General features: G+C 37.9%; 22 protein-coding genes and 1 pseudogene. 11 read left to right on the forward strand and 12 right to left on the reverse strand.

Annotated elements, in window-relative coordinates; translation table 11 throughout:
* Window positions 1-347: 347 nt before the first annotated feature.
* Entirely contained in the window at window positions 348-1,835 is a 1,488-nt protein-coding gene (gene purF / locus FFR48_RS11265; protein WP_137667439.1) for an amidophosphoribosyltransferase, read from the reverse strand.
* A 241-nt stretch (window positions 1,836-2,076) separates the two neighbouring features.
* Entirely contained in the window at window positions 2,077-4,449 is a 2,373-nt protein-coding gene (gene purL / locus FFR48_RS11270; RefSeq protein ID WP_137667424.1) for a phosphoribosylformylglycinamidine synthase subunit PurL, read from the reverse strand.
* 248 nt (window positions 4,450-4,697) lie between these two features.
* Between purL and FFR48_RS11275 the strand changes: the two genes are divergently transcribed.
* Both FFR48_RS11275 and FFR48_RS11280 read left to right on the forward strand, forming a co-directional pair.
* Window positions 4,698-4,946: a colicin E3/pyocin S6 family cytotoxin gene (locus FFR48_RS11275; RefSeq protein WP_137667425.1), complete on the forward strand. Its 249-nt coding sequence runs from the start codon at window positions 4,698-4,700 to the stop codon at window positions 4,944-4,946.
* Between the two features lie 87 nt (window positions 4,947-5,033).
* A complete protein-coding gene (locus FFR48_RS11280; protein WP_137667426.1) occupies window positions 5,034-5,291 on the forward strand; it encodes a DUF7683 domain-containing protein in 258 nt (85 codons plus the stop codon).
* A 105-nt stretch (window positions 5,292-5,396) separates the two neighbouring features.
* Here the strand turns inward: FFR48_RS11280 and FFR48_RS11285 are convergent, their stop codons facing one another.
* The 3 genes from FFR48_RS11285 to FFR48_RS11295 all read right to left on the reverse strand — a co-directional run bounded on the left by FFR48_RS11285 (window position 5,397) and on the right by FFR48_RS11295 (window position 7,918).
* Window positions 5,397-6,209, reverse strand: a complete 813-nt coding sequence (locus tag FFR48_RS11285; RefSeq protein WP_137667427.1) for an Rpn family recombination-promoting nuclease/putative transposase — start codon at window positions 6,207-6,209, stop codon at window positions 5,397-5,399.
* Window positions 6,210-6,276: 67 nt separating this feature from the next.
* Window positions 6,277-6,930: a hypothetical protein gene (locus FFR48_RS11290; protein ID WP_137667428.1), complete on the reverse strand. Its 654-nt coding sequence runs from the start codon at window positions 6,928-6,930 to the stop codon at window positions 6,277-6,279.
* A gap of 502 nt (window positions 6,931-7,432) precedes the next feature.
* A complete protein-coding gene (locus tag FFR48_RS11295) occupies window positions 7,433-7,918 on the reverse strand; it encodes an allophycocyanin subunit alpha-B (RefSeq protein WP_096567504.1) in 486 nt (161 codons plus the stop codon).
* 241 nt (window positions 7,919-8,159) lie between these two features.
* Between FFR48_RS11295 and rlmD the strand changes: the two genes are divergently transcribed.
* Both rlmD and FFR48_RS11305 read left to right on the forward strand, forming a co-directional pair.
* Complete coding sequence (rlmD, locus tag FFR48_RS11300; protein WP_137667429.1) at window positions 8,160-9,530, forward strand: 23S rRNA (uracil(1939)-C(5))-methyltransferase RlmD; 1,371 nt, start codon at window positions 8,160-8,162, stop codon at window positions 9,528-9,530.
* A gap of 455 nt (window positions 9,531-9,985) precedes the next feature.
* Window positions 9,986-10,435 carry an ATP-binding protein gene (locus FFR48_RS11305; RefSeq protein ID WP_096567507.1) on the forward strand — a complete coding sequence of 150 codons (450 nt, stop codon included), beginning with the start codon at window positions 9,986-9,988 and terminating at the stop codon, window positions 10,433-10,435.
* 97 nt (window positions 10,436-10,532) lie between these two features.
* Here FFR48_RS11305 and FFR48_RS11310 read toward each other — a convergent pair whose 3' ends face one another.
* Window positions 10,533-10,793: a DUF6439 family protein gene (locus tag FFR48_RS11310; RefSeq protein WP_137667430.1), complete on the reverse strand. Its 261-nt coding sequence runs from the start codon at window positions 10,791-10,793 to the stop codon at window positions 10,533-10,535.
* A gap of 66 nt (window positions 10,794-10,859) precedes the next feature.
* On the opposite strand from FFR48_RS11310, the gene FFR48_RS11315 reads away from it, so the two are divergent.
* Together FFR48_RS11315 and asnS are read left to right on the forward strand one after the other, a co-directional pair.
* Entirely contained in the window at window positions 10,860-11,204 is a 345-nt protein-coding gene (locus FFR48_RS11315; RefSeq protein ID WP_137667431.1) for a sll0565 family protein, read from the forward strand.
* Window positions 11,205-11,522: 318 nt separating this feature from the next.
* Window positions 11,523-12,914, forward strand: coding sequence for an asparagine--tRNA ligase (asnS, locus tag FFR48_RS11320; protein WP_137667432.1), 1,392 nt, complete (start codon window positions 11,523-11,525; stop codon window positions 12,912-12,914).
* Window positions 12,915-13,118: 204 nt separating this feature from the next.
* Here asnS and FFR48_RS11325 read toward each other — a convergent pair whose 3' ends face one another.
* Together FFR48_RS11325 and FFR48_RS11330 are read right to left on the reverse strand one after the other, a co-directional pair.
* Window positions 13,119-14,912 carry a DUF3685 domain-containing protein gene (locus FFR48_RS11325; RefSeq protein WP_137667433.1) on the reverse strand — a complete coding sequence of 598 codons (1,794 nt, stop codon included), beginning with the start codon at window positions 14,910-14,912 and terminating at the stop codon, window positions 13,119-13,121.
* A gap of 292 nt (window positions 14,913-15,204) precedes the next feature.
* A complete protein-coding gene (locus FFR48_RS11330; protein WP_096567517.1) occupies window positions 15,205-15,663 on the reverse strand; it encodes a Fur family transcriptional regulator in 459 nt (152 codons plus the stop codon).
* Between the two features lie 468 nt (window positions 15,664-16,131).
* On the opposite strand from FFR48_RS11330, the gene FFR48_RS11335 reads away from it, so the two are divergent.
* A complete protein-coding gene (locus FFR48_RS11335) occupies window positions 16,132-16,614 on the forward strand; it encodes a CRR6 family NdhI maturation factor (RefSeq protein WP_137667434.1) in 483 nt (160 codons plus the stop codon).
* Window positions 16,615-16,760: 146 nt separating this feature from the next.
* On the opposite strand, the gene FFR48_RS11340 is transcribed toward FFR48_RS11335, so the two are convergent.
* Window positions 16,761-17,720: a glycosyltransferase family 9 protein gene (locus FFR48_RS11340; RefSeq protein WP_137667435.1), complete on the reverse strand. Its 960-nt coding sequence runs from the start codon at window positions 17,718-17,720 to the stop codon at window positions 16,761-16,763.
* Between the two features lie 242 nt (window positions 17,721-17,962).
* On the opposite strand from FFR48_RS11340, the gene ispD reads away from it, so the two are divergent.
* From ispD to FFR48_RS11355, 3 genes are all read left to right on the forward strand, one after another.
* Window positions 17,963-18,661: a 2-C-methyl-D-erythritol 4-phosphate cytidylyltransferase gene (gene ispD, locus FFR48_RS11345; RefSeq protein ID WP_137667436.1), complete on the forward strand. Its 699-nt coding sequence runs from the start codon at window positions 17,963-17,965 to the stop codon at window positions 18,659-18,661.
* Window positions 18,662-18,741: 80 nt separating this feature from the next.
* The gene (gene scpB, locus FFR48_RS11350; protein ID WP_193943010.1) at window positions 18,742-19,284 is read left to right on the forward strand and encodes an SMC-Scp complex subunit ScpB; all 543 of its coding nucleotides are present in this window, start codon (window positions 18,742-18,744) and stop codon (window positions 19,282-19,284) included.
* Between the two features lie 143 nt (window positions 19,285-19,427).
* The gene (locus FFR48_RS11355) at window positions 19,428-19,772 is read left to right on the forward strand and encodes a DUF760 domain-containing protein (protein ID WP_096567523.1); all 345 of its coding nucleotides are present in this window, start codon (window positions 19,428-19,430) and stop codon (window positions 19,770-19,772) included.
* Between the two features lie 40 nt (window positions 19,773-19,812).
* Here the strand turns inward: FFR48_RS11355 and FFR48_RS11360 are convergent, their stop codons facing one another.
* Window positions 19,813-21,015, reverse strand: coding sequence for an HhoA/HhoB/HtrA family serine endopeptidase (locus FFR48_RS11360; protein ID WP_137667437.1), 1,203 nt, complete (start codon window positions 21,013-21,015; stop codon window positions 19,813-19,815).
* A 267-nt stretch (window positions 21,016-21,282) separates the two neighbouring features.
* Between FFR48_RS11360 and FFR48_RS11365 the strand changes: the two genes are divergently transcribed.
* Window positions 21,283-22,176: a LysM peptidoglycan-binding domain-containing M23 family metallopeptidase gene (locus tag FFR48_RS11365; RefSeq protein ID WP_096567530.1), complete on the forward strand. Its 894-nt coding sequence runs from the start codon at window positions 21,283-21,285 to the stop codon at window positions 22,174-22,176.
* 111 nt (window positions 22,177-22,287) lie between these two features.
* Here the strand turns inward: FFR48_RS11365 and FFR48_RS11370 are convergent, their stop codons facing one another.
* Both FFR48_RS11370 and FFR48_RS11375 read right to left on the reverse strand, forming a co-directional pair.
* A complete protein-coding gene (locus tag FFR48_RS11370; protein ID WP_137667438.1) occupies window positions 22,288-23,319 on the reverse strand; it encodes a cysteine hydrolase family protein in 1,032 nt (343 codons plus the stop codon).
* Between the two features lie 851 nt (window positions 23,320-24,170).
* Window positions 24,171-24,779: pseudogene (locus FFR48_RS11375) on the reverse strand (hypothetical protein); the annotation flags it as partial.

Below are 24,779 nucleotides of genomic sequence, written 5' to 3' on the forward strand. Positions count from 1 at the left end.
TCCTAATAACCGTTGTGATTCTTCAGGATTATTATGAATGTACTCAACTATGTTGCTCATAATCTCAGGGTAGATGCACGATTTTACCTTGTTATACCATAATTTGATTCTTTTTCGGAGATGTCTATTATTGAAAGTTCTATTTTTGGGATGTGAGGATTTTTCGATGTTATCTAAATGAGGGTGTGGATAATTATTAAAAAATGTAATTTTTCGATGATTTTTAAATATTATGATAAATTATCAAATTAAAATCTTGTTAATCCTATAATCCTGGTGATCCTGATTCTGACAAAATAAAATATTGAGGCAGGCAAGATGCCCACCCCACCAGATGATAAAATGATCTAAACTGTAGCTTTTTCTAGCATTAATTTAGAACGCTTCACTTGTTCAGGAATCGCTACAGGATAATCACCTGTAAAACAAGCAGAACAAAAACTATTTGTATCTTCCCTGGTTGCTTCTAACATTCCTTCCCAACTTAAATAAGCAAGGGTATCAACTTCTAATTTTTTGGCTATGTCTGCTACTGACATTTTAGCGGCAATTAGTTGATCTTGGGTATCTGTATCAATCCCATAAAAGCAAGGATGGGTGACAGGTGGGGAAGATATTCTCATGTGTACTTCTGATGCACCTGCTTCACGCAATGCTTTAACGAGTTTGCGGCTAGTAGTTCCCCGGACAATGGAATCATCAATTATTACCACCCGCTTACCATACAATACATCTTTCAGGGGGTTCAATTTCATCTTAATGCCCGTTTCCCGCATACTTTGGGTAGGTTGAATAAATGTTCTACCGACGTAGCGATTTTTAATCAAACCTTCACCATAAGCTACCCCTGATGCTTGGGAAAAACCAATGGCCGCAGGTATACCAGAATCAGGTACACCAAATACTATATCTGCTTCTATTGGTGATTCTTCCGCTAATCTCCGTCCTAATCGCATCCGATAGCTATATAATGTTTCATGGTGCATGACGCTATCAGGACGAGCAAAGTAGATCATTTCAAAGATACACAACTTGCGCTGGGGTTGTTGATTCCATCGGTGTGATGTTAAACCTTTTTCTGTAATCCAAACTAACTCTCCTGGTTCGACATCGCGCAGATATTCAGCACCGATAATATCTAAACCGCAGGTTTCGGAAGCGAGAACGTAACGTACTGGATCACTGTCTAATGTACCAATTACCAGGGGACGAATGCCGTTAGGATCTCTTGCTGCCATGATACCATCGGGTGTACCAACTACCAGACTAAATGCACCTTGACAACGGTGAAGCGCACGAATCGCACCTTCTAACCAGTCTGCACCAGCATTGACTTCTTCTGCGATCGCATAAGCAATCATTTCTGAATCGGTGGTTGTTAGCAAATGAACATTACTCTGAAGTAATTCTTCCCGCAATTGTATGGTATTGACTAAATTACCATTATGTGCTAAAGCCAAATGACCTAAACGAGTTGAGATAACTGCGGGTTGAGCGTTAACTTTGCGACTAGAACCAGTAGTAGAATAACGGTTATGTCCAACTGCAATATTACCGACTAATTCTTCTAAAATAGTTTCATTAAATACTTGAGAAACCAGCCCCATATCTTTATGCTGGTGTACATAATGTCCATTAAAGGTAGCAATACCAGCAGATTCTTGACCCCGATGTTGCAGGGCATATAATCCAAAGTATGCCATTTTTGCTACATCTTGTTCTGGTGCATAGATACCAAAAACACCACACGCCTCTTCTGGTTTATCACAAGCGTTTTCACTAATTTCACTAATATTTATAGATGGATCAGAAGTGATAGAATGCTGGGGAATCATGCTGGTTTTTGCTCCTGGTAACTGGGTACTGGGTACTGGTGACTGGTGACTGGTGACTGGTGACTGGTGACTGGTGACTGGGGAGAAATATTTACCTTCTTCCTCCTGACTCCTGACTCCTGCCTCCTGCCTCCTGCCTCTTAATAAATCTTTAACCATCCATTAAAACAGTACCGTAAATTGGTCAAGGATGGGGGATGAATTGTAAATTTTCATGCCCGATCCTTGACATTGATGCGGTTTATGTATTGGCATAGAGAGCGAGACGTTGGGCGATCGCCTGATCGTAAACGTTGCTCATATCGCTAATGCTGACTTTCATAACTTCTTGGTGATCAGCAGTAGTCACTGTTAACCCTGTTGCCAAATTAGCAACAATACCTAATTTTTGCCAATTTTCTCCTAAATGTTCCTGTAAATAGGATTCCCAAATTTCCTGATTTTCCACATTCACAGAAACTAAAATTCTCGCACCACCTTCACCAAACAACACTTCATCAAAGCGAAAAGCAGAGTTTGCAGAAATACCTAAATTTAATTCTGCTCCCAACTTTCCACTTAAACAACATTCCGCCAAAGCTACAGTTAGACCGCCTTCAGCAGTATCATGTGCTGAACGCACCCACCCAGAATGAATACCATAACGACACACGCTTTGTACTTTCCGTTCTAAATCAAAATTAACCCTTGGCGGTTTACCTGCAATCGTATTATGAATCGCTGCTAAATATTCAGAAGCTCCCAATTCGATTTTAGATTTTGGATTTTGGATTTTGGATTGCACAGGTAAACCTAAAAGGTAAATTGCATCACCTACATTTTTCCAGCCCTGTCCACAAATTTTATCCAAATCCTCAATTAAACCAACCATTCCCACCACAGGAGTAGGATAAATAGGCTGGGGATTTCCCTGAGCGTCAAAAGTCTCATTATACAAAGAAACATTTCCACCCGTAACAGGCGTTCCCAACTCCTGACACCCTTCACTTAATCCTTTACAAGCTGACGCTAACTGCCAATAACCGATAGGTTTTTCAGGACTACCAAAATTAAGATTATCTGTCACCGCTAAAGGTTCAGCACCCACACAACTAAGATTCCTTGCAGCTTCAGCTACAACAGATTTAGCACCCTCATAAGGATCTAAATAAACATAGCGAGAGTTACAATCAACCGTAGCAGCAACTCCGCTTCGGTGACTGGTGACTGGGAAAGAATTTAAAGGACGTAAGCGCACTACAGCCGCATCTGCCCCACCAGGCAACAACACAGTATTATTTTGCACCTGATGATCATATTGGCGATATACCCAACTCTTAGAAGCAATGGTAGGTGTACCCAGCAAAGTTAATAAAACATCCTGCCAACTTTGTAACTTACCATTAACTGTAATTCCCCTAGCATCACAACTAGGCAAACTATCAACACTCCAATCCCAGGCTGTTTTTGCATATTCTGGCGGTTCTGCTAAAAGTTCTCTTTCATACAAAGGCGTATTTTCAGCCAAAGCATCCGCAGGAATTTCCGCAGCAACTTCACCCTTAAACAAAATTCTGACAATTGGTTCAGCAATTACAGTACCTGCAACCACCGCATGAAGTCCCCAACGGTGGAAAATATCAATTAACTCTTGTTCTCGGCCTTTTTCGGACACAAATAGCATTCTTTCCTGAGATTCAGAAAGCAGATATTCATAAGGTATCATTCCATACTCACGTGCCGGAACTTTGTCAAGGTTAAATTCAATACCGACACTGCCTTTGGCTGCCATTTCCGAAGTAGAACAAGTGATACCCGCAGCACCCATATCCTGAGCCGCTACCACTGCCCCGGTTTTAAATGCCTCTAAACAAGCTTCAATTAAAGACTTCTCTAAAAATGGATCGCCCACTTGCACCGCAGGACGGTTATCCATTGACTCATCGGTTAATTCTGCACTAGCAAAACTCGCACCACCCATACCATCCCTACCAGTGGTTGAACCAACATATAATACAGGGTTGCCAATTCCTGAAGCACCGGATTTTACTATTTCTGGTGTTTCCATTAATCCCAGTGCCATGACGTTAACCAAGGGATTTCCTGAATAAGCTGGATCAAAATAAACCTCACCGCCTACCGTGGGAACACCTACACAGTTACCATAATGGGAAATACCCGCTACAACGCCATTAAATAATCTTTGGGTTTTGGGATCATCCAAACTACCAAAACGCAGAGAATTTAATAACGCAATTGGACGCGCCCCCATTGTAAAAATATCTCTTAATATACCTCCCACACCTGTAGCAGCACCTTGGAAGGGTTCAACTGCGGAAGGATGGTTATGGGATTCTATTTTAAAAGCTAGTTGCAGTCCATCGCCTAAGTCTACCACACCGGCATTTTCACCGGGTCCGACAAGAATGCGGGGTCCTGTGGTGGGAAACTGTTTGAGGAGGGGACGGGAATTTTTATAACAACAATGTTCTGACCACATTACCCCAAACATACCTAGTTCGGCTTTGTTAGGGTGACGGCCTAAGCGGCGGACAATTTCGGTATATTCTTGTGGTTTAATGCCTTCTGAGGCGATTTCCTGGGGAGAAAAGGGACTTTCGGAAATGGTGGTCATGACTATTATGCACCAAGAGGACAGATGATTATTTTATCTGATATCCTTGATTTCTTGATAAGAGTGATATTGATAGTATATTTACTGATATTAAAACAGTGAAATTTATGTTATCATGTCTAAGTGGCTTTTCAAGCAAGCCTACTATTTTCCTGATGTGTCTTCACAATTTACTTCCTTCAATGCACTTTTCTATATAGAAATAGGCATGAACGATTAATTATAAAACACTATATAAGGAAATTAGTATGAGTTATTTTCCCGCGCCAATAATTCTTGAAGCCTTTCCACAAGCTAAGAAAGTTAAAGGAAAAACACCCGTACAAGGAGGCGGCGCATTAAGAAAAAGATGGAAAGATCAAGATTATATATATGAGTGGGATTCTAGACACGGTTTAGTTGAAAAGTATGATAAACGAGGAAATCATTTAGGTGAATTTGATCCTTTCACAGGAGAAAAAATAAACCCTAGAGTTCCTTCTCGTAGAATTAGTTAAAAAATTGGGGGCTTTATGCCCCTGTTATTTAAAATTTAGATTTAATGGTAAACTAGGAAGTAAATATTTAATCATTAAGTAATTAGTATGATAACACATCAACCATTAGTTCAAAGAGTAATACGTTGGTATGATAAATATGGCGATGACTTTATAGGAGAAAAAGTTTTAGAAGATGTAAACCTTTCTCATCTTCAAAGTTTATTTAAAGTTGAATCAATTAATCCTATGTATGACTGCTACTTGATTGAATGTACTGAGCAAAAAAAATATTTGGAAAATACTTTTAGTCTTGAGATATACACAGATTTATATGATTATTTTATAGAATGTGATGCTATCTAAATACGTAAAGCTGATTTATCTTTTTTTATATCCTCACCACATCATCTTTGTATATTAATCATAGGTTGGATTGCACAAAGTAACACCCAACCTGAATGATTTTATTTACTCTAAATACTCTGGAGAATTTTGATACCCAGAGTTTTCCGCAACCTTCCTTACCGCTTCAATATCCACATCTAACCTTTTCGCTATTTCTTCCACCGTCAAACCCAACTCTAATAATAGAGGTACTGTTTCTAACTTACCTTTTTTTCTTTCTTCTTCCGCAACATCTCGGAAATACCTTGTTTGCTTTAAATCCTCAAAAGTAAACATTGCTTCTATCTCCTGACGGGTTAAATTATTGAATTTATAAACTAAGATCGTCTCTAACAATTGTAAGACTTTTTGCCTTTGGGCTGCATCTGTAAATTGTTGTCGAGATTTGGCCATTAACTGTTGACTATGATCAATTGCAGTTTCTTCTTTCTCTACTACTAACTGTACCATACCCAACCCTACAGAGTTATCATTTGTGACTTCTAACTCATCTAAATAAATGATTGTTACTTGCTGACTCATCAGCAAACCTCGATACTGGATAGGTACACCAGGATCTAAACTACGTTTAGCAAAAATCGCTACTGCATGAAAATCATTTTTTGGTTGATATTGATTGAGGTAAACAAAGATTTCTGCAAATAATTTCCAGTAAAAATCTGTTTTTGGTTGAAATTGCACCTCAACAAAATAAATCGGTTGTTCAGGTATCTTTGAATTTGGTATGAATAACCCATCAAACCGAAATGCTAACTCCTTTATTTCTACAGATGTAAATTGATAATTTTCTGCTTCTGTAGCTGGTTTACCAATCAATTCAAAAAGAATATTTGGTAATGTTTGAAAGAGTTGATAGAAGATAGTATCTGTTTTCACCCTGCGAAAAATTCCTATTTTTTCAACTACGACAAAAATAAAAAGGTGACAGTTAAAAGATTTGACATTATCCACCTATTTCCAAATTACTTAAAATCAAATCTGCTCTTGGTTCAAAACCATCTCCATATTCTGCTGGATAATGGGTAATTGCATAAAATACTTTACCCTTTTCTTCTCCAATATAAATATTACCAAAAATCTCTTGACCTTTACTAAAAGTAATCTTTTCTTTTGCCCAAGGATAGGTTACAGTGCTGCTACGATTGACAATTTGCCATTTATTAGATACAATTATCCCATCTTTACTATTAATAAAATTTTTGACTTCTTCTAAGGCTTTTAAATCATCAGGAAAGACAAATTTAATGTAAGCATTTTCATTTTTTACACCTCCAAAATTAGCAGTAAATTTCACTTCTCTTACTTTATTGATATCTTTATTTTGAACTAAAAAATCCTCTTGAGGAAAGTAGGTACTAAATATATTTTTCTCCTGGTAAAGTTTTAAGGAAATGTTGGTTTTTTCCCCTTCCACAGAAATAGTAGCTGTTTTATTATTTGGTCTATTTTGTGCAGATTTATTACTATCTACAATGGGTTTATTTTCGGTAATGCGGCTATTGTCCGCAGAAATTTGGTTTTGAGTAGGTGTAGTACAAGCAGTAATTCCATTTAATAAGATTGTTGCTGCTACTACTTTAATAAGATTCAGATACATTTTACCAAAATGTGTTAGTGTTTACAAAAATTTGACTACTATATGCAATTGACTGTTTCTGCTGCCATCAAAATGATGTATTTTTCTCTTTCAATCAATTGCTCAAAGGTATACATTTTTTCTTCAATTCTTCAGTGATTAAAATCACCGATGAATATGATTACAATCACCATTATCCATGATGAAGATCCTCCTCTAAGAATGAACATCTTGGGATAATAACTCATAACTGAACTCTAGCCGAGTCATTAATAGGGAACACAACTAATGACCGACAGCCTCCTGTCGGTTTTTTGTTTTTGGTGAGCGTCAGTAAATGCACATAGATGCACATAAAATATCCCCACAACTTTATAATAACTTGACAAATATGTTGCCATAATTTTGCCATAGCAACTATCAAGTGTGGGGAAAGAGTGATCAAATGAGCAAGATCACCAGTAGCTTTACGCAAAGCACCAGCCGTGATGGCGATCGCTAATGTTGCAGAGAAACCTTGTAATTAGGACATCGCTTGAATGATGTAATCAAAGTAAGGCTCTGCTGCTGCTGCATCTTCACCACTCAGTAAGCCCAAGGATGCTTGTTTAAGGCAGTTGATAGCTTCTACCATTCCCGGTACAGGAACACCGAGAGAATTGTACATCTCCCGTACACCAATCAACCCAATTTTTTCAATTGGTTCTTTGTCACCAGCAAGCACACCATAGGTAATCAAGCGCAGATACCAGCCGAAGTCACGGATACATAAAGCGCGTTGCTTATCTCCGTAAGCATTGCCACCGGGAGCGATAAAGTCAGGGCGCTTTTGCCAAAGTTTTTTGGTTGCTTCCTGAACTATCTTTTTTTCGTTTTCTGACAGGGTTGCAGCGATTCTAGTCCGCTGTGCGCCTGTTTGCAAAAATTCTTTGATACTTTTGAGTTCGCCACTGCTAGGGTAACGCAGTTCGTCGTCAGCTTGGAGAATAACTTGGCTAATTACAGTCATGATTATGTAATCACGGAAATTATATTATTTGTTAGTTTAACCAGTTCGCGGTACAGAAGTGAAGGGTATATTGGTGATTGGTGACTGGGGATTGGTGACTGGGGAAGAGGTAATTGGTAATTGGTGATTGGTAAAAATTAATATTTGTTAATAATATTTTTCCTATTCCCTATTCCCTATTCCCTATTCCCTATTCCCTATTCCCTATTCCCACCCACTAATAACTAATAACTAATGACTAATGACTAATACAGTTTGGCAACAGGGTGAAGTAATAGAACTAGAAATTACTGATTTAAGCGACACTGGTAATGGCGTAGGACGCTTTGAACAGCGTGTAGTATTTGTTCCTGATACAGTAGTGGGCGATCGCACTTTAGTCAGACTTACACACGTCAAACCCAAATATGCTCATGCTACCCTCAAACAAATCCTTCAACCATCTCCTCAACGTATCCGACCTAGTTGTATTGTTGCTGATAAATGTGGTGGTTGTCAGTGGCAGCATATAAATTATGATTATCAGCTTACATCAAAACATAATCAAGTAATTCAAGCTTTAGAAAGAATAGGTGGTTTTATTAACCCCTCAGTAGCTCCCGTCTTATCCACAACATCATCTTTAGGTTATCGCAACAAAGCCACCTATCCCGTCCGGATCTCAGCTACCGGACAAGTTCAAGCTGGTTATTACCAAAAAGGTAGTCATCAACTCATTAACTTAAATCAATGTCCAGTTCAAGACGCTCGTTTAAATCCTTTATTAGCGGAAGTAAAACAGGATATTAAAAAGCGGGATTGGTCAATTTATGACGAAAAACGCCACCAAGGGCAAATTCGGCATTTAAGTTTACGTATAGGTCGCCGTACAGGGGAAATGCTACTAACTTTAGTAGTCAAAGATAGAAATTTACCAGACATTGAAACCCAAGCCCAGGAATGGTTACAGCGTTATCCCCAGTTAGTAGGAGTTTGTTTGAATCGCAATAGCGATCGCACAAATGCTATATTTGGAAAAGATACAACTTGTATTGCTGGGATTCCTTACCTGCAAGAAAAATTCGCTGGTTTAGAATTTCAAATCCGCCCGGATACATTTTTTCAAGTTCATACAGAAACGGCTGAAGCACTGTTACAAGTCATTCAGTCAGAATTAAATTTACAAGGTCAGGAAGTTTTAGTAGATGCCTATTGTGGTATTGGTACTTTAACTTTACCCCTAGCAAAACAAGCACGCCAAGTTATCGGCTTGGAAGTGCAATTGGCAGCCGTAGAACAGGCAATTTTCAATGCCCAACAAAACGAAATTAATAATGTAACCTTTCAAGTAGGAGCAGTGGAGAAAAATCTACCAAATTTGGGAATTATACCAGATATTGTCTTACTTGATCCGCCACGTAAAGGATGTGAAGCTAATGTCATCAAATCTTTACTGAACCTGAAACCTTCGCGCATTATTTACGTCAGCTGTAAAGTAGCCACCTTGGCTCGTGACCTAAAATTACTGTGTGAACATGGACAATACCATCTTACAAGAGTACAGCCAGCCGACTTTTTTCCCCAAACCGCTCACGTAGAAACAGCAGCCTTTCTCCAGCGATATCCATGCTAAAAGCAACTATTAACTTTAGCTTATATGTTAACCAATTGTTTACAAAAACTTAAATGGAAAATTTGTAGTCCAGTGCATACTAATAATGCTAAAATAAAATTAACCTAAAAATAGAGATTTCTTTTTTAACCATTAAAGTTGCATGACTCTGATTTGAAAAAGTGAAATAAATTGTGCAAATTATTAAGCGGCTACAAAGAAAGTTGAATATTTATATACTTTCCCAAAGTAATAAATAGAAACATAGAAGTTGTTAATTGTATTAGCAAAACAATTACAGCCAAATTTTAATTAAGCAATTTTCTCTTATATTTAGAGTCAATGCTCCCTAGCAATTTCATAAATTTAGTTTTACAGACGCAAGTTTGAAGGCAGCATGACCACCTTAATCTTTATCAGGGTGCCGATAACAGCAAACTGATGTCTAGCTAACTAAAAGCTACGGGGTTTCTCTTGTGATTACCATTTCTCTTCGTCCACTTGGTCGCTCTTGGGGTACTATTAGTTTTGCCTCCACTCTTTATCTATGCCCAATATTAGATTTATTATTGGCAGATATTCCCACAAAATTACAAGCCGAACTGCGGCTAGGACTGCAAGAAGCCCTAGTAAACGCAGCTAAACATGGCAATAATCTTGATCCCAGTAAACTAGTAGTAGTTCGTTTTTCCTTGATAGATAATCAATATTGGTGGATTATTTCCGATCAAGGTAATGGTTTTACTCCTTGTTGTAATGCTCATAATGATCCCACCGACTTTTTACCACCAGATGAATCAGAAAACGGTCGAGGGATGTCTCTTCTGCATCAAATATTTGATCAAGTACAATGGAACCGCAAAGGAACAGAATTAAGACTTTGCAAGCAAATAGAAACTCGGCGTTTGTTATCTTTAAGAAGATAGAAAATTGGTAATGGGTAATGGGTAATGGGTAATGGGTAATGGGTAATGGGTAATATTATTCCCAATCACCAATCACCAATCACCAATCACCAATCCCTCAATGTTTACCGTGAGTAGGACAAGGAGGGGCAGAAATAGACTTATCTAACCAGCCTATAGCCTGTTCTAACCTAGCTTGTGCCTCTTGAGGCTCATTTTTGACCAAAAAAACCATAGCAGCCGCTACAAGCTCACTAGCGCGGGCATTGCGGTTAGACTTGAGACGATGCCAGTCATCAGGAGAAATAGTCAATTTTTCCATCAAAGCTTGGGCAAGTTCCAGAGTAGTAACATCATTTAATTGACTGGTTTGATACATAAGACTAAGTGCTGAGTTAAGAGTAAAAGTTATGATGTAATTATCATAGCCAATGACCCATCACCAATGACCAAACCAGAGGAAAACCAGCAAACCGACTTTGAAGAGGAACTAGAGGAACTAGAAACCGGACTGCGACTGTTAAAAGAAAGATATGCCCAAGTGCAACGGGATCAACAGCAAAAGGCACAATGGCAACAAGAAATTAGAAATCTCAAAGAAAATAAAAATCAGACACCAGAAATCAAAGCCGAGTTAAAACGCTTGGAAAAAGAGCTAGAAGCCCTAGAAGTTAACCTAGAAAGCCAGTTATTTTCCTGGAAAAGCCTCAACCGACCCTTTTGGCAAGGAGTTCGCTTTGGTGGTTTAGGAATTATTATAGGTTGGGTGTTAAAATCTTCGATTGGGTGATTGGTGATTGGGAAAGAAGGCAAGAGGCAAGAGGCAATAGGCAATAGGCAAAAGTTTCTTAATTTTGACTTTTGACTTGATACCTCCCCATCTCCCGGGAGCATCCCAAATGTGTAAGTTTATTTTTTGCTTGATTTCAAGACCTGAAATGAACGAACCACGAAGGAGCGAAGGACACGAAGGTAAGAAGGAAGAGGAGAGTTTTTGGTGTTGTGGCGGTTGTTTTTGCAAAATTGGGATGCTCCCCATCTCCCCTGTTCCCTTTTCCCTGACTAAAATTAATGTTATATATAGTTAAAAAAATCCAAACTGTAAAAAATGATTAAACATCGAATTGCTGAAATATTCAGAAGTGGTCAACCAGAAGAAACCTTAACAGTACAAGGTTGGGTAAGAACCAAACGCGAATTAAAAGGATTTGCCTTTTTAGAAGTTAACGATGGTTCAAGTTTAGCCAACTTACAAATAGTTATTAATCAAGAATTACCAAACTACGAAGCCATATTAAAACAGATAAATACAGGTGCTTCCGTCGAAGTTGCAGGAATATTAGTTGCATCTCAAGGTAAAGGACAGAGAATAGAACTAAAAGCAGATGTAGTAAAAGTTTACGGAGATGCTGATCCCGAAACTTATCCTCTGCAAAAGAAACGTCATTCCTTTGAGTTTTTAAGAACCATTGCCCATTTAAGAGGTAGAACTAACTCCTTTGGATCAGTATTTCGGGTAAGAAATGCTTGTGCAACTGCCATACATCAATTTTTCCAAGAGCGGGGTTTTATGTGGGTACATACTCCCATTTTAACCGCCAGTGATTGCGAAGGTGCAGGAGAATTATTCAGTGTGACAAGTTTGAATTTAAAAGATATTCCCCGCACAGAAAATAAAGAAGTTGATTATAGTCAAGACTTCTTTGGAAAACCGACTTATTTAACAGTAAGTGGACAGTTAGAAGCGGAAATAATGGCAATGGCGTTTTCTAACGTCTATACCTTTGGTCCCACATTCCGCGCCGAAAATTCTAACACTTCTCGTCACTTAGCCGAGTTTTGGATGGTAGAACCAGAAATGGCGTTTTGTGACTTAGAAGGAGATATGAATTTAGCAGAAGATTTCTTAAAACATATTTTTAAATATGTGATGGAAACCTGTGAAGCAGACATGGAATTTTTCAATCAAAGAATTGATAATACTGTTTTAGACACTGCTAACAATATTATTAACAATCAATTTGAAAGATTGACTTATACCGATGCAGTCAAACTTTTAAAAAAAGCGGATGTAAAATTTGAATATCCTGTAAGTTGGGGTGCAGATTTACAATCAGAACATGAACGTTATTTAGCGGAACAATTGTTTAAAAAACCTGTAATTGTTACAGATTATCCCGCACAAATAAAAGCCTTTTATATGCGGTTGAATGATGATGAAAAAACCGTGAGAGCGATGGATATTTTAGCACCAAAAATAGGTGAAATTATTGGAGGTTCGCAACGGGAAGAAAGATTAGATGTGTTAGAAAAACGGGTTTTAGCCCAGGGAATGAAAACAGAAGATTTGTGGTGGTATTTAGATTTACGTCGTTATGGTACTGTACCTCATGCTGGTTTTGGTTTGGGGTTTGAAAGACTGGTGCAGTTTATGACGGGTATGGGGAATATTCGGGATGTGATTCCTTTCCCCCGTACACCACAAAGCGCGGATTTTTAATAGTTAGGAGTCTTAGGGGCGAAGTAGGGGCGAAGCATTCGGAAAATAACCTGTAATAAAAATTGATAATTTATCGGCAGAATGCTTCGCCCTTACAACAGTCAGGAGGAAAATCTCTTGATTTCTCTAGCTATTGGCAATATTTCAGCAAACCCTAAGTAAGTCGGCACGAAAAAAGAAGTTATGCAACAAAATGTAAAATGCCTAAAAACCTCTTTCCTCCTGCCTTCTACCTTCGTTATTCTTTTGCTTGTCGCTATTACGTTTTAAAGTTTTTTCTGTGAAGGAAACACTACCAATACCTTGAAGAATACCACGGGCAACTAAACCTAAACCTCTACCAATTATTTGTGTTAATACAAATACGATCCCATTACCTAAAAAAGATAATAAAGATTGTAAACGTGGTGCGATCGCATCCCGCAATTCTAACAGTAATGTCACCGCTAAAGGGATATCGGCAAGCTTTGCTAATTCTTGGTTACGAGGAGAATAAATTGATATTTTGGCAATTCCACGAGGTGCAAATACAAATAGTTCATAGCGACTTTCAAAAATTGCCTGGGGTTCATTCACATAATTATTCAATCTGTATTTCCAAGATAAATTATTTCTAAATCTTTCAATTTCCCTTGTGGAAATTAAATGACGATCATAAAAATTTTGTTTGATGGTTTCCACATCTGCTAAAAAATTTAATAATGGTTGTAATACACCATTGGCAACTTGAATCAGTAAATTCTCTAAAATCATTGATGCTTGAGAATTTGCAGATTCACTTCCTGCTGCATAAGATGTGTTGTCAATATATAAATCTGTTTGCCAAAGTAGATAAGAAAACAAGTCTTCTAATAAAGGAATTTTATTGAGGATTTCAGTTTCTACACCTGCTGCATTTTTCAATAAAAAAGTGACTATTTCTATATTGACATCTCCGACATTTATCCGGGAAGATTTACCGTAAAATTCGGTAATTGCTGATTCCCATAAATTAGTGAGAATCTGATTTTTTAACTCAGGTATTTGTGGAATTTCAACTTTTGAACTACGTAGATCATCTAATTTTTGAGATACTTTTTGTAAGATGATATAAAGAAGTTCTCTTTTTTTGTCTTCACGCAGAATATCAATTTCTAAAGGTATGTCTGTCAGATTTTGTAAAGAAAACTGGAGTTTATTAGTACAAGATGTAAATATTATAGATTGTAGTGCTTTTGGACTCAGTAAAGGCGGTACAACAGTTTGCATTTGTTGTGATTCTGCTTTACTAATGGCGCTATTTGAGTAAGAAATGGGTAGCGGTAATGGTTGAGATTTTTGTATTTCTTGTCTTTCTTCTGGTGCAGACAATAAGTTATTTACTAACCAACGCGCTGCTAAAAGTTCTCTTCTTTGTCCTGCCAGAATAGCTTTATCTAATAATGGTAATCCAGGAATTTTTAATTGTGCTGTAACTGCGGATATATTATTATTAATATGATTAATTCCTGTTAACCTGATATTATTTCTGAGTCTGGCAAAAGGTAAATTAGATAAAGGGAAGTTTATTTCTGTTGTTCCTAACCAATAGTAACCACCTGATGCTATTTCTTGCATGATGGGTACTAATTCTGAAATAGATATACCTTTAGGACAATAGCCATTTACACCTGTATTTTTTGCTGCTAATAACATTGCTGTTGTAGAAATAGCACTTAACAACAAAATGGGTATATGAGGATATAAAGCTTTAAGTTGTCTGCAAAATTGTAACCCTAGCTGTTGAGATTCGCTAGAACTGCCATTGCCTAATTCTAAAACTATTAAATTGACTTGGTTTTGATCCGGTGCTGCAATTTCCGCTAAAACCTGTAAGGCTGCGGTATCTGTGGGAACATCGGCTACTACTTGTAGGTGGGGAATTGTTTCTAAAGCTACCCTTAGTCCTAGACGAAAGATGGGATCTGGGTCAATTAATAATAATTGTAAATTTAAACTACTTAAAGGGCGATCGCTCATAGTCAGGTCAAATAAAAATGGAATTTTTTCCCAGCTAAAAAACCGCAGTCATCCCTAGCTGAGTCATTTCCATTTTCACCTGTTTTTGTCACTTTAATTTATCAGCAGTGATAATGTAAACCATTAGCCAGTTACTAATAGACATCTCCAGAAAAGAAATTATGGAACCTATTGATGGGGGCTGGTCGAAGCTTATGGGATATCTAGATGTCTGATTTTTCCGTTAAATTATCGCCTAAATGCTTCGCCCCTACAACTTATGACAAATTAATACATTCTATTTTGGAGAGGTCTAATGATCATTGTGATCTGGTTGTAAGTTACGGTGTCCAAAAAAGTTGATGGTATATCCACTAATCTTGACTCCGGTTTGTGCCTCAACTTGCTGGATCAACTCTTCTGGTATTTCTATATGCACATCTAAAATTTGATTTGTATCTAAGCAGTTAACATGGCTGTGAGCGTCAGTCACATTACCATATAACCGCCCATCACAATGTTCAATACACTCAATAATACCTTGACTTGATAGAGCTTCTAAATTTTGATAAACAGAAGTATGGCCAATCTCTTTACCTTGTTGGTTTAAGCGATCGTAAATCTCTCTAGCGGAAAGATGTTCTTTAGCTTGCCATAGTAACTCTAGTATAAATCTACGCTGGCGACTAACGCGCATACCTAGTATTTGACACCGATCTAGAGCATCTTCTAAAGAACGAATTGCTTTTGTAGAAATAGCTGATTTTTGCATATTTCAGTTTTAACTGTAGGAACTGTAGGAATAGTTTTCAGATTTCATGAAAAATGATTATTTTTATACGCAGGGATATTACATATTTACAATATATTCTTTGTTTATACCTGTGTCTTTGATACGAATATCCTTGATTAATCACTGGTTTGAGCCAGTTTCGTTTTTGCTTGGTTGATGATTAATTACATCTTAACTCTAAAACAAACTCATTACAACTTTAGCTTATTAAGGCTATGAATGTCCAGGTGAGGGGTTGTATTTTGGCAAATTGTATATAAAATTTTAAATTGTCAATAGTACAAGTACCCAATCTAGAAAAAATAACACTATAAAATTCAATGTGATTAATAAGTAAATGTTGATATTTAACAAAGACAAAATAGAGTAGCATTAATACCTAAAAACTGCTACTGTTGATTCTGGATACTACTCCTAAGCAATCAAAAAAGCTGCCAAAAAAAGTCAATGACAATCACAATCAGCCTTAATAACGACGCTATAAACAATCTAGATTTGTTACCTGCATTAAAGGTAATTGAACCATTGCTGCAAGAGGAATCCATGACATCTCAGGAACAGCAATTGCGCTTTGAAATCAACTACCCACGGGAAGCAAATGATCCACGGGAACTGTCAGAAATTCCAGAGGTAAGGTTGTGGTTTGTGCGTTTAGATGCTAAATATCCCTGGTTGCCATTTTTATTAGATTGGAAAGCTGGAGAATTGGCGCGTTATGCTGCTATGCTAGTACCCCATCAGTTTACTAAAAAAGAAGGTATACAGTACAACCCTGAAGCATTAGAGATTTTTTTGATGCACAAAATTTTTATTTTAAGTAATTGGCTAAAACAGCAAAGTATTCCCACACCATTCCGACTTAAATCTTTCGCGCAAATCTTGGGTTATGAATTAGAAGATGGCTTTTTTGAAATGATTGAAAAAAGATAGGAATTTAGGAGTAGGGGCAATCCCCTCGTGGTTGCCCCAAGAGTCAGGAGTTAGAATGTTTGTCATCTGCTATATAAATTTCGGATTTTAGATTTTTCAATCAATCCAAAATCCAAAATCTAAAATCTAAAATCTAAAACTAATAGTCAACCGCCCCAGATTTTTTCTAAAACGGTTGCAGGTGCGATATCAGCGGTTTTGCCAGTGGGAGATTTAATGGCGAGGAATTTATCACTGGTGGGTAATATCTTTCCTGAGTCTGTAGAACCAAGTAGGGCGATAGTATAGGTTTGTACAGCTATAGCTAGTTGTAGGGGCGCACCGCTGAGAGAAAGCATTAAACTTGCTCCACCAATTATGGCAGTTAATTTGCCCACATCATCAATGGCAATTACTTTAATACCAGGACAAGATTCCACCAGGGAAGAAACAAATGTATCATCCTCAGTTTCTTTAATGACCACCACTGGTAAATCTGGCTGTTTGCGTTGACAATCTTGAATAATTTGTTGCCAACTAGCTACAGGATAGCTGGTATCAGCACCATTAATTTGGGATAACTTACCAGAACCACCAGAGAGCAAGATGTAACCTGTGTCATTGATACCCAAGCGTTTTTGTTGTTGTTGCGCCCATTCAATATCTGGTTTCAGTATATTTACTGCTAACGGTGGGCAAGGTGTCTTAATTCCCAGAGGTTGCAACAAATCATGATACATGGAAGGTATATATTGGGATGTATTGGGAGATACAACACTGGTGAGAAAATTTGCACCACTACCTTGGAAGCCAATGCGAGTGGGAATACCAGTCAACCAGAGAAATAAACCGACAAACCAACTTTCTCCAGCAGTGATGGCAACATCATATTCGCGATCGCGGATTGTTCCCACCAAGTTACCCCAATCTGCTAAACTATTACGATCCTTGTAATCAAAGGTCAATACCTCGTGAACTGACTTGCTCACTCGGTAGGCAGCCTTTGACCGGGGTTCCACAACGACATCTATCAAAGCGTCGGGATAGGAACGCTTGAGATCATCCAATGTGGGGAAAAAAAGAACTTGGTCGCCAATTGAACCAGGTACAAAAGCTACTACTCGCATAAATAATATATTTATTGAAGCTTATCGTCCTTATTTTATGTGAAATGGGGAATGGTAATTGGTAATGGGTGATTGGTAATTGGTAATGGGTGATTGGTAATTGGTAATGGGTGACTGGTGACTGGTGATTGGTGACTGGTGATTGGGGAGAAATATTTACCTTCTTCCTCCTGAACTCCTGAACTCCTGACTCCTGAACTCCTGACTCCTGCCTCCTGCTATTTACAAAATCGAGGAAAGTTGTGTATTTATTGATTCCGGCCGCAGGTAGCGGCAAAAGAATGGGTGCTGACCGCAATAAACTGTTATTAAAGGTTCGTTCAAAAACTCTTATTGCTTGGACTTTGTTAGCTGCGGAAGCTGCTAGTGCTATCAGTTGGATCGGAATTATTTCCCAATCTCATGACTGGGAGGACTTTAAGGCAATTTTGGCTGATTTAAAGCTAACTAAACCTGTGGAGTTTATTCCTGGTGGTGCTACCCGCCAAGAGTCGGTTTATAACGGATTACAGGCATTACCAGGAAATGCTGAACAAGTATTAATTCATGATGGGGCGCGATGTTTAGCTACACCGGACTTATTTAATGCTTGTGCAGCAGCTATTCTTCATTGTCCAGGGTTAATTGCGGCTATACCTGTAAAAGATACAATTAAAGTTGTGGGGGAAAGTGGCATAATTCAAAGTACACCCAGCAGAGAGCAACTTTGGGCGGCGCAAACTCCCCAAGGATTTGATGTTAAGTTGTTAAAAGAATGTCATGCTGATGGTGTGCGTCAAGGTTGGGAAGTGACAGATGATGCAGCTTTGTTTGAAAAATGCGGGCTTGAAGTACGGATAGTACCGGGGGAAGAAACGAATTTGAAAGTGACAACTCCTCAAGATTTGGCGATCGCAGAATTTATTCTCAGTAACAGGGAACAGGTAACTGGTGATTGGTGATTGGTGATTGGGTTATTAGCTTCCCCCACATCCCCTGCTTACCCTACCTCCTGAACTCCTGAACTTCTGAACTTTTAAATATGTCCAAGAAGAATATAGCCATAGCAATCAAAATAGAAGCGATTTTGTATTTAAAGGGTAAACCCTTATCTGTGAGTGAAATTGCCGAGCATGCTGGGTGCGATCGCCATACAGCGGAAGAAGGGATAATTGAACTGATGGATAATTATGCCCGTCGAGATAGTGCGCTAGAAGTTGTGGAAACTGCAAATGGTTATAGTTTGCAACTGCGGTCAGATTTTCATGATTTAGTACAGACTTTGATCCCTGTGGAGTTGGGTGTGGGGGCTTTACGCACTTTAGCAGCGATCGCTCTCAACAGTCCTATCCTCCAAAGTGAGTTAATAGAACTGCGGGGTTCAGGTGTATATCAGCACGTTCCTGAACTGGTAGAATTAGGGTTTGTGCGTAAACGACGAGATAATGAATCCAGGTCATATTCATTACAAGTTACCCCGAAGTTTCACCAATATTTCCAAATTGATCAACTTCCTGAAGTTATGCCCAATGTAGAGAAAGAACAACAATTAGAACTAGAGTTAGATGGGACAGGTAATAGGTGATAGGTGACTGGGGACTGGGGGCTGGGGACTGGGTAAAAATAACTAATGACTAATGACTAATGACTGATGACCATTGAATAAATGCGCTAGGCTTGTGATATGGTTTAAAGTAGAATTAGCAACTAAGCTAAGAAGAATTGCCAATGGTGTTTGATCCTGATTTTTTGAATGACAACTCTGAGGAACACACTAATCAGCTTCTGAACGAACACTTGGGGGAAAATCCGAATCAGTTATTGAAATATTTACAGCATCAATCTCCCGACGTTCTAGCCCGTGTAGCCCAGTCTGCCAGCCCAGAAATTAAACAAATCATTTCCCAGAATGTCCAAGGACTGGTAGGAATGCTCCCAGGAGAGAGTTTTAATGTGCAAGTTACTACAGACCGAGATAATTTAGCGGGTTTATTAGCCTCAGCAATGATGACTGGTTATTTTTTGCGCCAGATGGAACAAAGAATGCAATTAGAGCATTTGTCTAATCAATAGTTCCGAGTACAGACGTGATCAACTACGCCTGTACTAATAACTAATTTTGGGGATCAGTTCCTGAGCGTATTTCAAAAGTTTGAGTTTTGCCATTACGGTTAACTTCAATTTTGAAAATGTCTCCGACTTGACTCGAATCAATAATTTTCTGCAATTGGGCTGTAATTTTCACCGGTTTACCGTTGATTTTTTGAATCACGTCCCCAGGGAGCAGTCCTCCCTCCTCTGCCGGTGAATTTTTGAGAACTTTCTTAATCACAATCCCAACATCTGGCTGAATGTTGAGTGTATTGTCTTGATTCAATTGCTGTTTTTTGGTCGGTGAAAGGTCTACCATTTCAATGCCCAAAAAAGGGTGATCTGCTTTTCCTTTGGTAAATAGTTCATGAGCTATGCGGGCGGCGGTTTCAATGGGAATAGCAAAACCCAGTCCTTGAGCATCGGCGCGAATGGCAGTATTAACGCCGATGACTTCACCTTGGGCATTTAAAAGCGGTCCACCGGAATTACCAGGGTTAATTGCCGCATCGGTTTGGATAAAGCTAACCCGTTTATTGGGAACTCCTACTTGGGCGCTGGTGCGGTCGGTGGCGCTGATGATGCCAATTGTGACAGTATTATCTAAACCTAAAGGATTGCCAATTGCGATCGCCCACTGACCAGGAATTAAATTTTGTGAATTACCTAATTTCACGGTAGGCAATTTATCCGCAGGAATTTTGACTACTGCTACATCGGTGACAGTATCAACTCCCACTACCTTACCTTCAAAAGTTCTACCATCTTTGAGGGTGACTAATACTGTATCTGTTTGGGCGACTACGTGAGCATTTGTTAATAATTGACCATTCTCGCTAAGTATAAACCCTGAGCCAGTACCGCGCTCAATTCGTTCTTGGGGAATTGGTTCTTCATCTTCGCCAAAAAAACGCCGCCACATTGGATTTTTCAAAGCGTCAAAAATTGGATTTACTACTTTACGAGTAGCATTAATTCGCACAACCGCAGGACCAACTCTCTGTACAGCAGTAGCAATAAAATTTACATTATCGCCACCAGCAGAATTAGGCAAGCCCTGAGAAGGATAGGTAATCACAGATTCTGAAGGTAAAGCCGCTGTAACATTTTTCAACTCTTGAAACGAACCATTGCTGGGAAAAAATCGACTACCAAGTATACCCAGACTACTGCCCATAGCCACTAAAGACAGATAAACGGCTAATTGCTTCACAGATAACTTCATATTAATTAATTAATTAAGAATAATTGCGATCATAGTCAGACAGTTACTAAGTAAATGATCAGTGAAAAGATTAGTTAACAGAAATTGAATAATTAATACATTATTTGGGATCATCTTCAGTTTTCGGACTTTGGATTTTGGATTGACTCTGGGGTTAAGTTTGAGGACTTATACCATGAAAGAATTATCAGTCAAACAAAAAAAATGATCCCATCTTGAAAATTCCCCAACTAAAATCTAGAATTAGCTATTTCTTTCTTAGTTGACATGACTTTTCGCTATCGTCCAATGTTTCTCTGTAGCTTAATTAGCACCTTGGGGCTAATTTCCACAATGCTACAACTGCAAAGCGCGAATGCAGTACCAAGTTGTCCAACTCCAGCCTTATCGAGAATTCAAAAACATCAAGTTACTGGTGGTGAGACTTTAGATAGCATAGCCGAGCGATATAAACTCATGCCAGAAACAATTATTAACATGAATCCCTTTGTTAATAACGGTACTGTGACACCTGGTAATCAATTGCAAATTCCCCCCTTTGATGGAATTGTGGTACAAGTTCCCAGTGGTCAAAATTGGAGACAAGTGGCAGCAAATTACAAAGTTCGTCCAGATACATTGTTTGAAATTAATGGTTGTCAACAAAACCCCAGAGTTGTTTTTGTTCCTGTTTTACCAGGAATAAGAGAAAGACAAAATCGGATAATTGCTAGTTCTCCTGTAGCAAATACACCAACTTTACCATCGGCAAGTATAACCGGATATCCTTTAGCTAATTCTACAACTGTAGCTTTACCTTATGGGTGGCAAATTCATCCGATTACAGGTAAAGTTTTTTTTCATAGTGGTGTAGATTTAGTAGCAGAAGTAGGTACACCTGTGCAAGCGATCGCTCCTGGTGTTGTAGTCTTTGCTAAAGATCAAGCCAGCTACGGAAAATTAGTAATTATTAATCATGCAGGTGGACTACAAACTCGTTACGCTCAATTAGAAACAATACAAGTTAAGCTGGGACAAAATGTAAAACCCGGTGACATATTAGGAACTGTTGGTGCTACAGGTCAACCAACTTCTAGAGAACCACATTTACATTTTGAAATTCGTGCTAATGAACCCCTTGGTTGGACTGCAAAAGATCCAAAAGAATATTTAACTAGGTGACTGGGGACTGGGGACTGGGGACTGGTGACTGGGGACTGGTGACTGGTGACTGGTGACTGGGTAATCAATTTTATGTTTCCCAATCAACTATTAACTATCAACTGTCAACTATCAACTATCACCAATTACCCATTCTGTTGATTTAATAATGTGCATTCCTGCTGCTGCAAATCTGTCAAATGCTATGTTAGCTTGTTCTGTGTAGTCAACAACATCGGAAACAACAACAGGAGATGTGCAATCTTCTAACAGATAGATTTTATTTGTCAGGGTGCTATCTACCTGTTGAATTTCTGTTAATAAATCATCAATTGTCCACGCAACACAATGACTCTTAGCTTGTCCACCAATAATCACTGCATCATATTCTAAAAGTTGTTTAATCAAGTTTGTGTTTTTTTTAGCAATTGGTTTTTCATCAAATCCTGTTAAAACTTCTGGACGTAAAATAGAATAATTTTCTGTTAAAGCATTTTCCCCTTTTAATTCAAATTGGGATTGACTTTGACGAGCAATACTATGATAAAATATTGCTTCTTCCACTGCGGAAACTAAAGCATGACCAATTCCTCCTAACATGGAATGATAAGGCCAAATTGTCAGGGGATATTTACCATCTTGACTGAGTTGTTTAACATAGTGAAAAGCTTGTTTTTTCAGAAGTTCATAATCTCCATTAGTCACACTATGAGCAACTGCTGGGTTAACTTGCCAAATCCCTTTTTCAATATCTGCAAAAGTGATATTAGTTTCTGCTGGTGTGGGGTGTTTTCCATCGGCATTGATCCAAAAAATCGGATGGAAAATTTGCATTGCTGTGTGAGTATCTAAGGTGGGGATAATTTTGGTAATTCTTCCCAAGTTACGATAAATAAATTCACACAATCTTTTGTTATCATCAACAGCAGCAGTTCCGCTTTGTCCACCTACATATAATTCAAATTCTGGAATACAAAAGGTGTTTTGGACATCTATTAATAATAGACAAATGCGGTTTTTATCATCTGCTGCTGGGGGAATGTTATATTGTGTAATCCATGTTTCTGCTACTGCTGCCAATTGTTGATAAGGTACGCGGTATATTTCCCCGACTTTGTTAGGGTGGAAGTGAGGAGGAATCGGAAATTGGTTTGGTTGTGTCATGGGTTTATTTAATCTTTTTCTCTTTACAGCTATTTTCAGGTAAATGAACCACACTTTGATCAAGATTTCGCGCAAAGGCGCAAAGTTAGAATTAATCTCGCTTTTTCAAAGTTCGTATATTTTGAGCATTGATAAATCTCTACACTATATAAAAGCAGACTGCAAAAAAGCTGATTTTAACCTTGTTGGTTAATTGAGTGATAATTTAAAGTTATGATAATATCATCAATGGTTTAAATATTCCTAAATTTGGAAATTTCCTCTTTATATTTTCTTAATATTTAATTGATAATCATTTTTATTTATCCACGAGATTGCAATACTTTCGGCGATTTGCTATAATTTTTTAAAATTTCATAATCTAGGCGCAGTATATACTTTCTTAAAAAAAAGGTTTATAGATAGCCAAAACCCTTGATTTTACGTTATTTGAGAAATAGTCAAAATCTGCATAGAGAAAAAAGCGGTGATTTCGTAAACTTTTTTGCGGGTGAAATGAGAGGTTGATTCATGTCTTGTAAAAGGGTGGGTTGACAAAATAGACATTTTATGTATTAGGGGTGAGTGAGAGTCAAGTTATAGGGTAAAAGTGATCGCTTTTCTCTAGGTATAGATAATAGAGTTTTTGTGCGATCGCTCTCTTTATTCATAAATCATAATTCATAGATTATAAATGGCGAATTTTTTGGATCTGTAATTTATTGATAAAAACAGATATCTTGCTTTGAGGGTTGAACCCAAATTAAGGTAATTAGAAAATTGAAACAGGTAAGGAAGTAGAGAAATAAATGTAATATAATTCAAGATAATTCAATATTTCTCTATTTCTCTACCTCTGTTTTTTTCTACTATTACTCTTGTGATGTTGGTAATTTAGAATTTACTAAATTGGTAAATTCTTCTAAAGAAGTAATTGTCATTGTTGATATCAGCAATTCTTCTAAAGCAGTTAGATCATCAATATTCTGAATATTTTTGCTCAGTATTTCGGGAACATCACCAAACTTGACTTGTAGAAGTTTACTGATATCTTGTTGGCGAGTTCTTGCAATAAATAATTCTTCAGTAGGTGTTAAAAAAGGCATTTCTCTCTCCTTTTCATACTCGGTTATTTTGGTGAGCAATTTTTGTTGTAATTCCTTAGTTAATGACATCATTTTGTCAATAAATCTAAAGAGGTTTTCAATGTCATATCTGCTGAAACCTCGCTCATATAAACTTCTAATTAATGTCCATTTCCACTGCTCCCTATCTGCGAGTTTGTTGGTAGTAGTTTTGGTTTTTAAATGTGCCATTACTAATATAGCAAAGAGATTGCTGCTTTGCTCTAGTTCTTCCCATTTGTAATCTATGAGTTTGACTGTATCAAATTTACACACAACCTCACTCTTACCTAAACCATATTGATAACTATTAGGTCGCCATGTTTTGCTTTCATCTCCTAATATGGCTAAACTAAC

Source organism: Sphaerospermopsis reniformis, assembly GCF_005402885.1.
Classification (GTDB): Bacteria; Cyanobacteriota; Cyanobacteriia; order Cyanobacteriales; family Nostocaceae; genus Sphaerospermopsis; species Sphaerospermopsis kisseleviana.

Excerpts from the sequence above, each read along its gene's own strand:
- purF (WP_137667439.1), bottom strand. The coding sequence starts at position 1,835 with ATGATTCCCCAGCATTCTATCACTTCTGATCCATCTATAAATATTAGT.
- purL (WP_137667424.1), bottom strand. The coding sequence starts at position 4,449 with ATGACCACCATTTCCGAAAGTCCCTTTTCTCCCCAGGAAATCGCCTCA.
- FFR48_RS11275 (WP_137667425.1), top strand. The coding sequence starts at position 4,698 with ATGAGTTATTTTCCCGCGCCAATAATTCTTGAAGCCTTTCCACAAGCT.
- FFR48_RS11280 (WP_137667426.1), top strand. The coding sequence starts at position 5,034 with ATGATAACACATCAACCATTAGTTCAAAGAGTAATACGTTGGTATGAT.
- FFR48_RS11290 (WP_137667428.1), bottom strand. The coding sequence starts at position 6,930 with ATGTATCTGAATCTTATTAAAGTAGTAGCAGCAACAATCTTATTAAAT.
- FFR48_RS11295 (WP_096567504.1), bottom strand. The coding sequence starts at position 7,918 with ATGACTGTAATTAGCCAAGTTATTCTCCAAGCTGACGACGAACTGCGT.
- rlmD (WP_137667429.1), top strand. The coding sequence starts at position 8,160 with ATGACTAATACAGTTTGGCAACAGGGTGAAGTAATAGAACTAGAAATT.
- FFR48_RS11310 (WP_137667430.1), bottom strand. The coding sequence starts at position 10,793 with ATGTATCAAACCAGTCAATTAAATGATGTTACTACTCTGGAACTTGCC.
- FFR48_RS11315 (WP_137667431.1), top strand. The coding sequence starts at position 10,860 with ATGACCAAACCAGAGGAAAACCAGCAAACCGACTTTGAAGAGGAACTA.
- asnS (WP_137667432.1), top strand. The coding sequence starts at position 11,523 with ATGATTAAACATCGAATTGCTGAAATATTCAGAAGTGGTCAACCAGAA.
- FFR48_RS11325 (WP_137667433.1), bottom strand. The coding sequence starts at position 14,912 with ATGAGCGATCGCCCTTTAAGTAGTTTAAATTTACAATTATTATTAATT.
- FFR48_RS11330 (WP_096567517.1), bottom strand. The coding sequence starts at position 15,663 with ATGCAAAAATCAGCTATTTCTACAAAAGCAATTCGTTCTTTAGAAGAT.
- FFR48_RS11335 (WP_137667434.1), top strand. The coding sequence starts at position 16,132 with ATGACAATCACAATCAGCCTTAATAACGACGCTATAAACAATCTAGAT.
- FFR48_RS11340 (WP_137667435.1), bottom strand. The coding sequence starts at position 17,720 with ATGCGAGTAGTAGCTTTTGTACCTGGTTCAATTGGCGACCAAGTTCTT.
- scpB (WP_193943010.1), top strand. The coding sequence starts at position 18,742 with ATGTCCAAGAAGAATATAGCCATAGCAATCAAAATAGAAGCGATTTTG.
- FFR48_RS11355 (WP_096567523.1), top strand. The coding sequence starts at position 19,428 with ATGGTGTTTGATCCTGATTTTTTGAATGACAACTCTGAGGAACACACT.
- FFR48_RS11360 (WP_137667437.1), bottom strand. The coding sequence starts at position 21,015 with ATGAAGTTATCTGTGAAGCAATTAGCCGTTTATCTGTCTTTAGTGGCT.
- FFR48_RS11365 (WP_096567530.1), top strand. The coding sequence starts at position 21,283 with ATGACTTTTCGCTATCGTCCAATGTTTCTCTGTAGCTTAATTAGCACC.
- FFR48_RS11370 (WP_137667438.1), bottom strand. The coding sequence starts at position 23,319 with ATGACACAACCAAACCAATTTCCGATTCCTCCTCACTTCCACCCTAAC.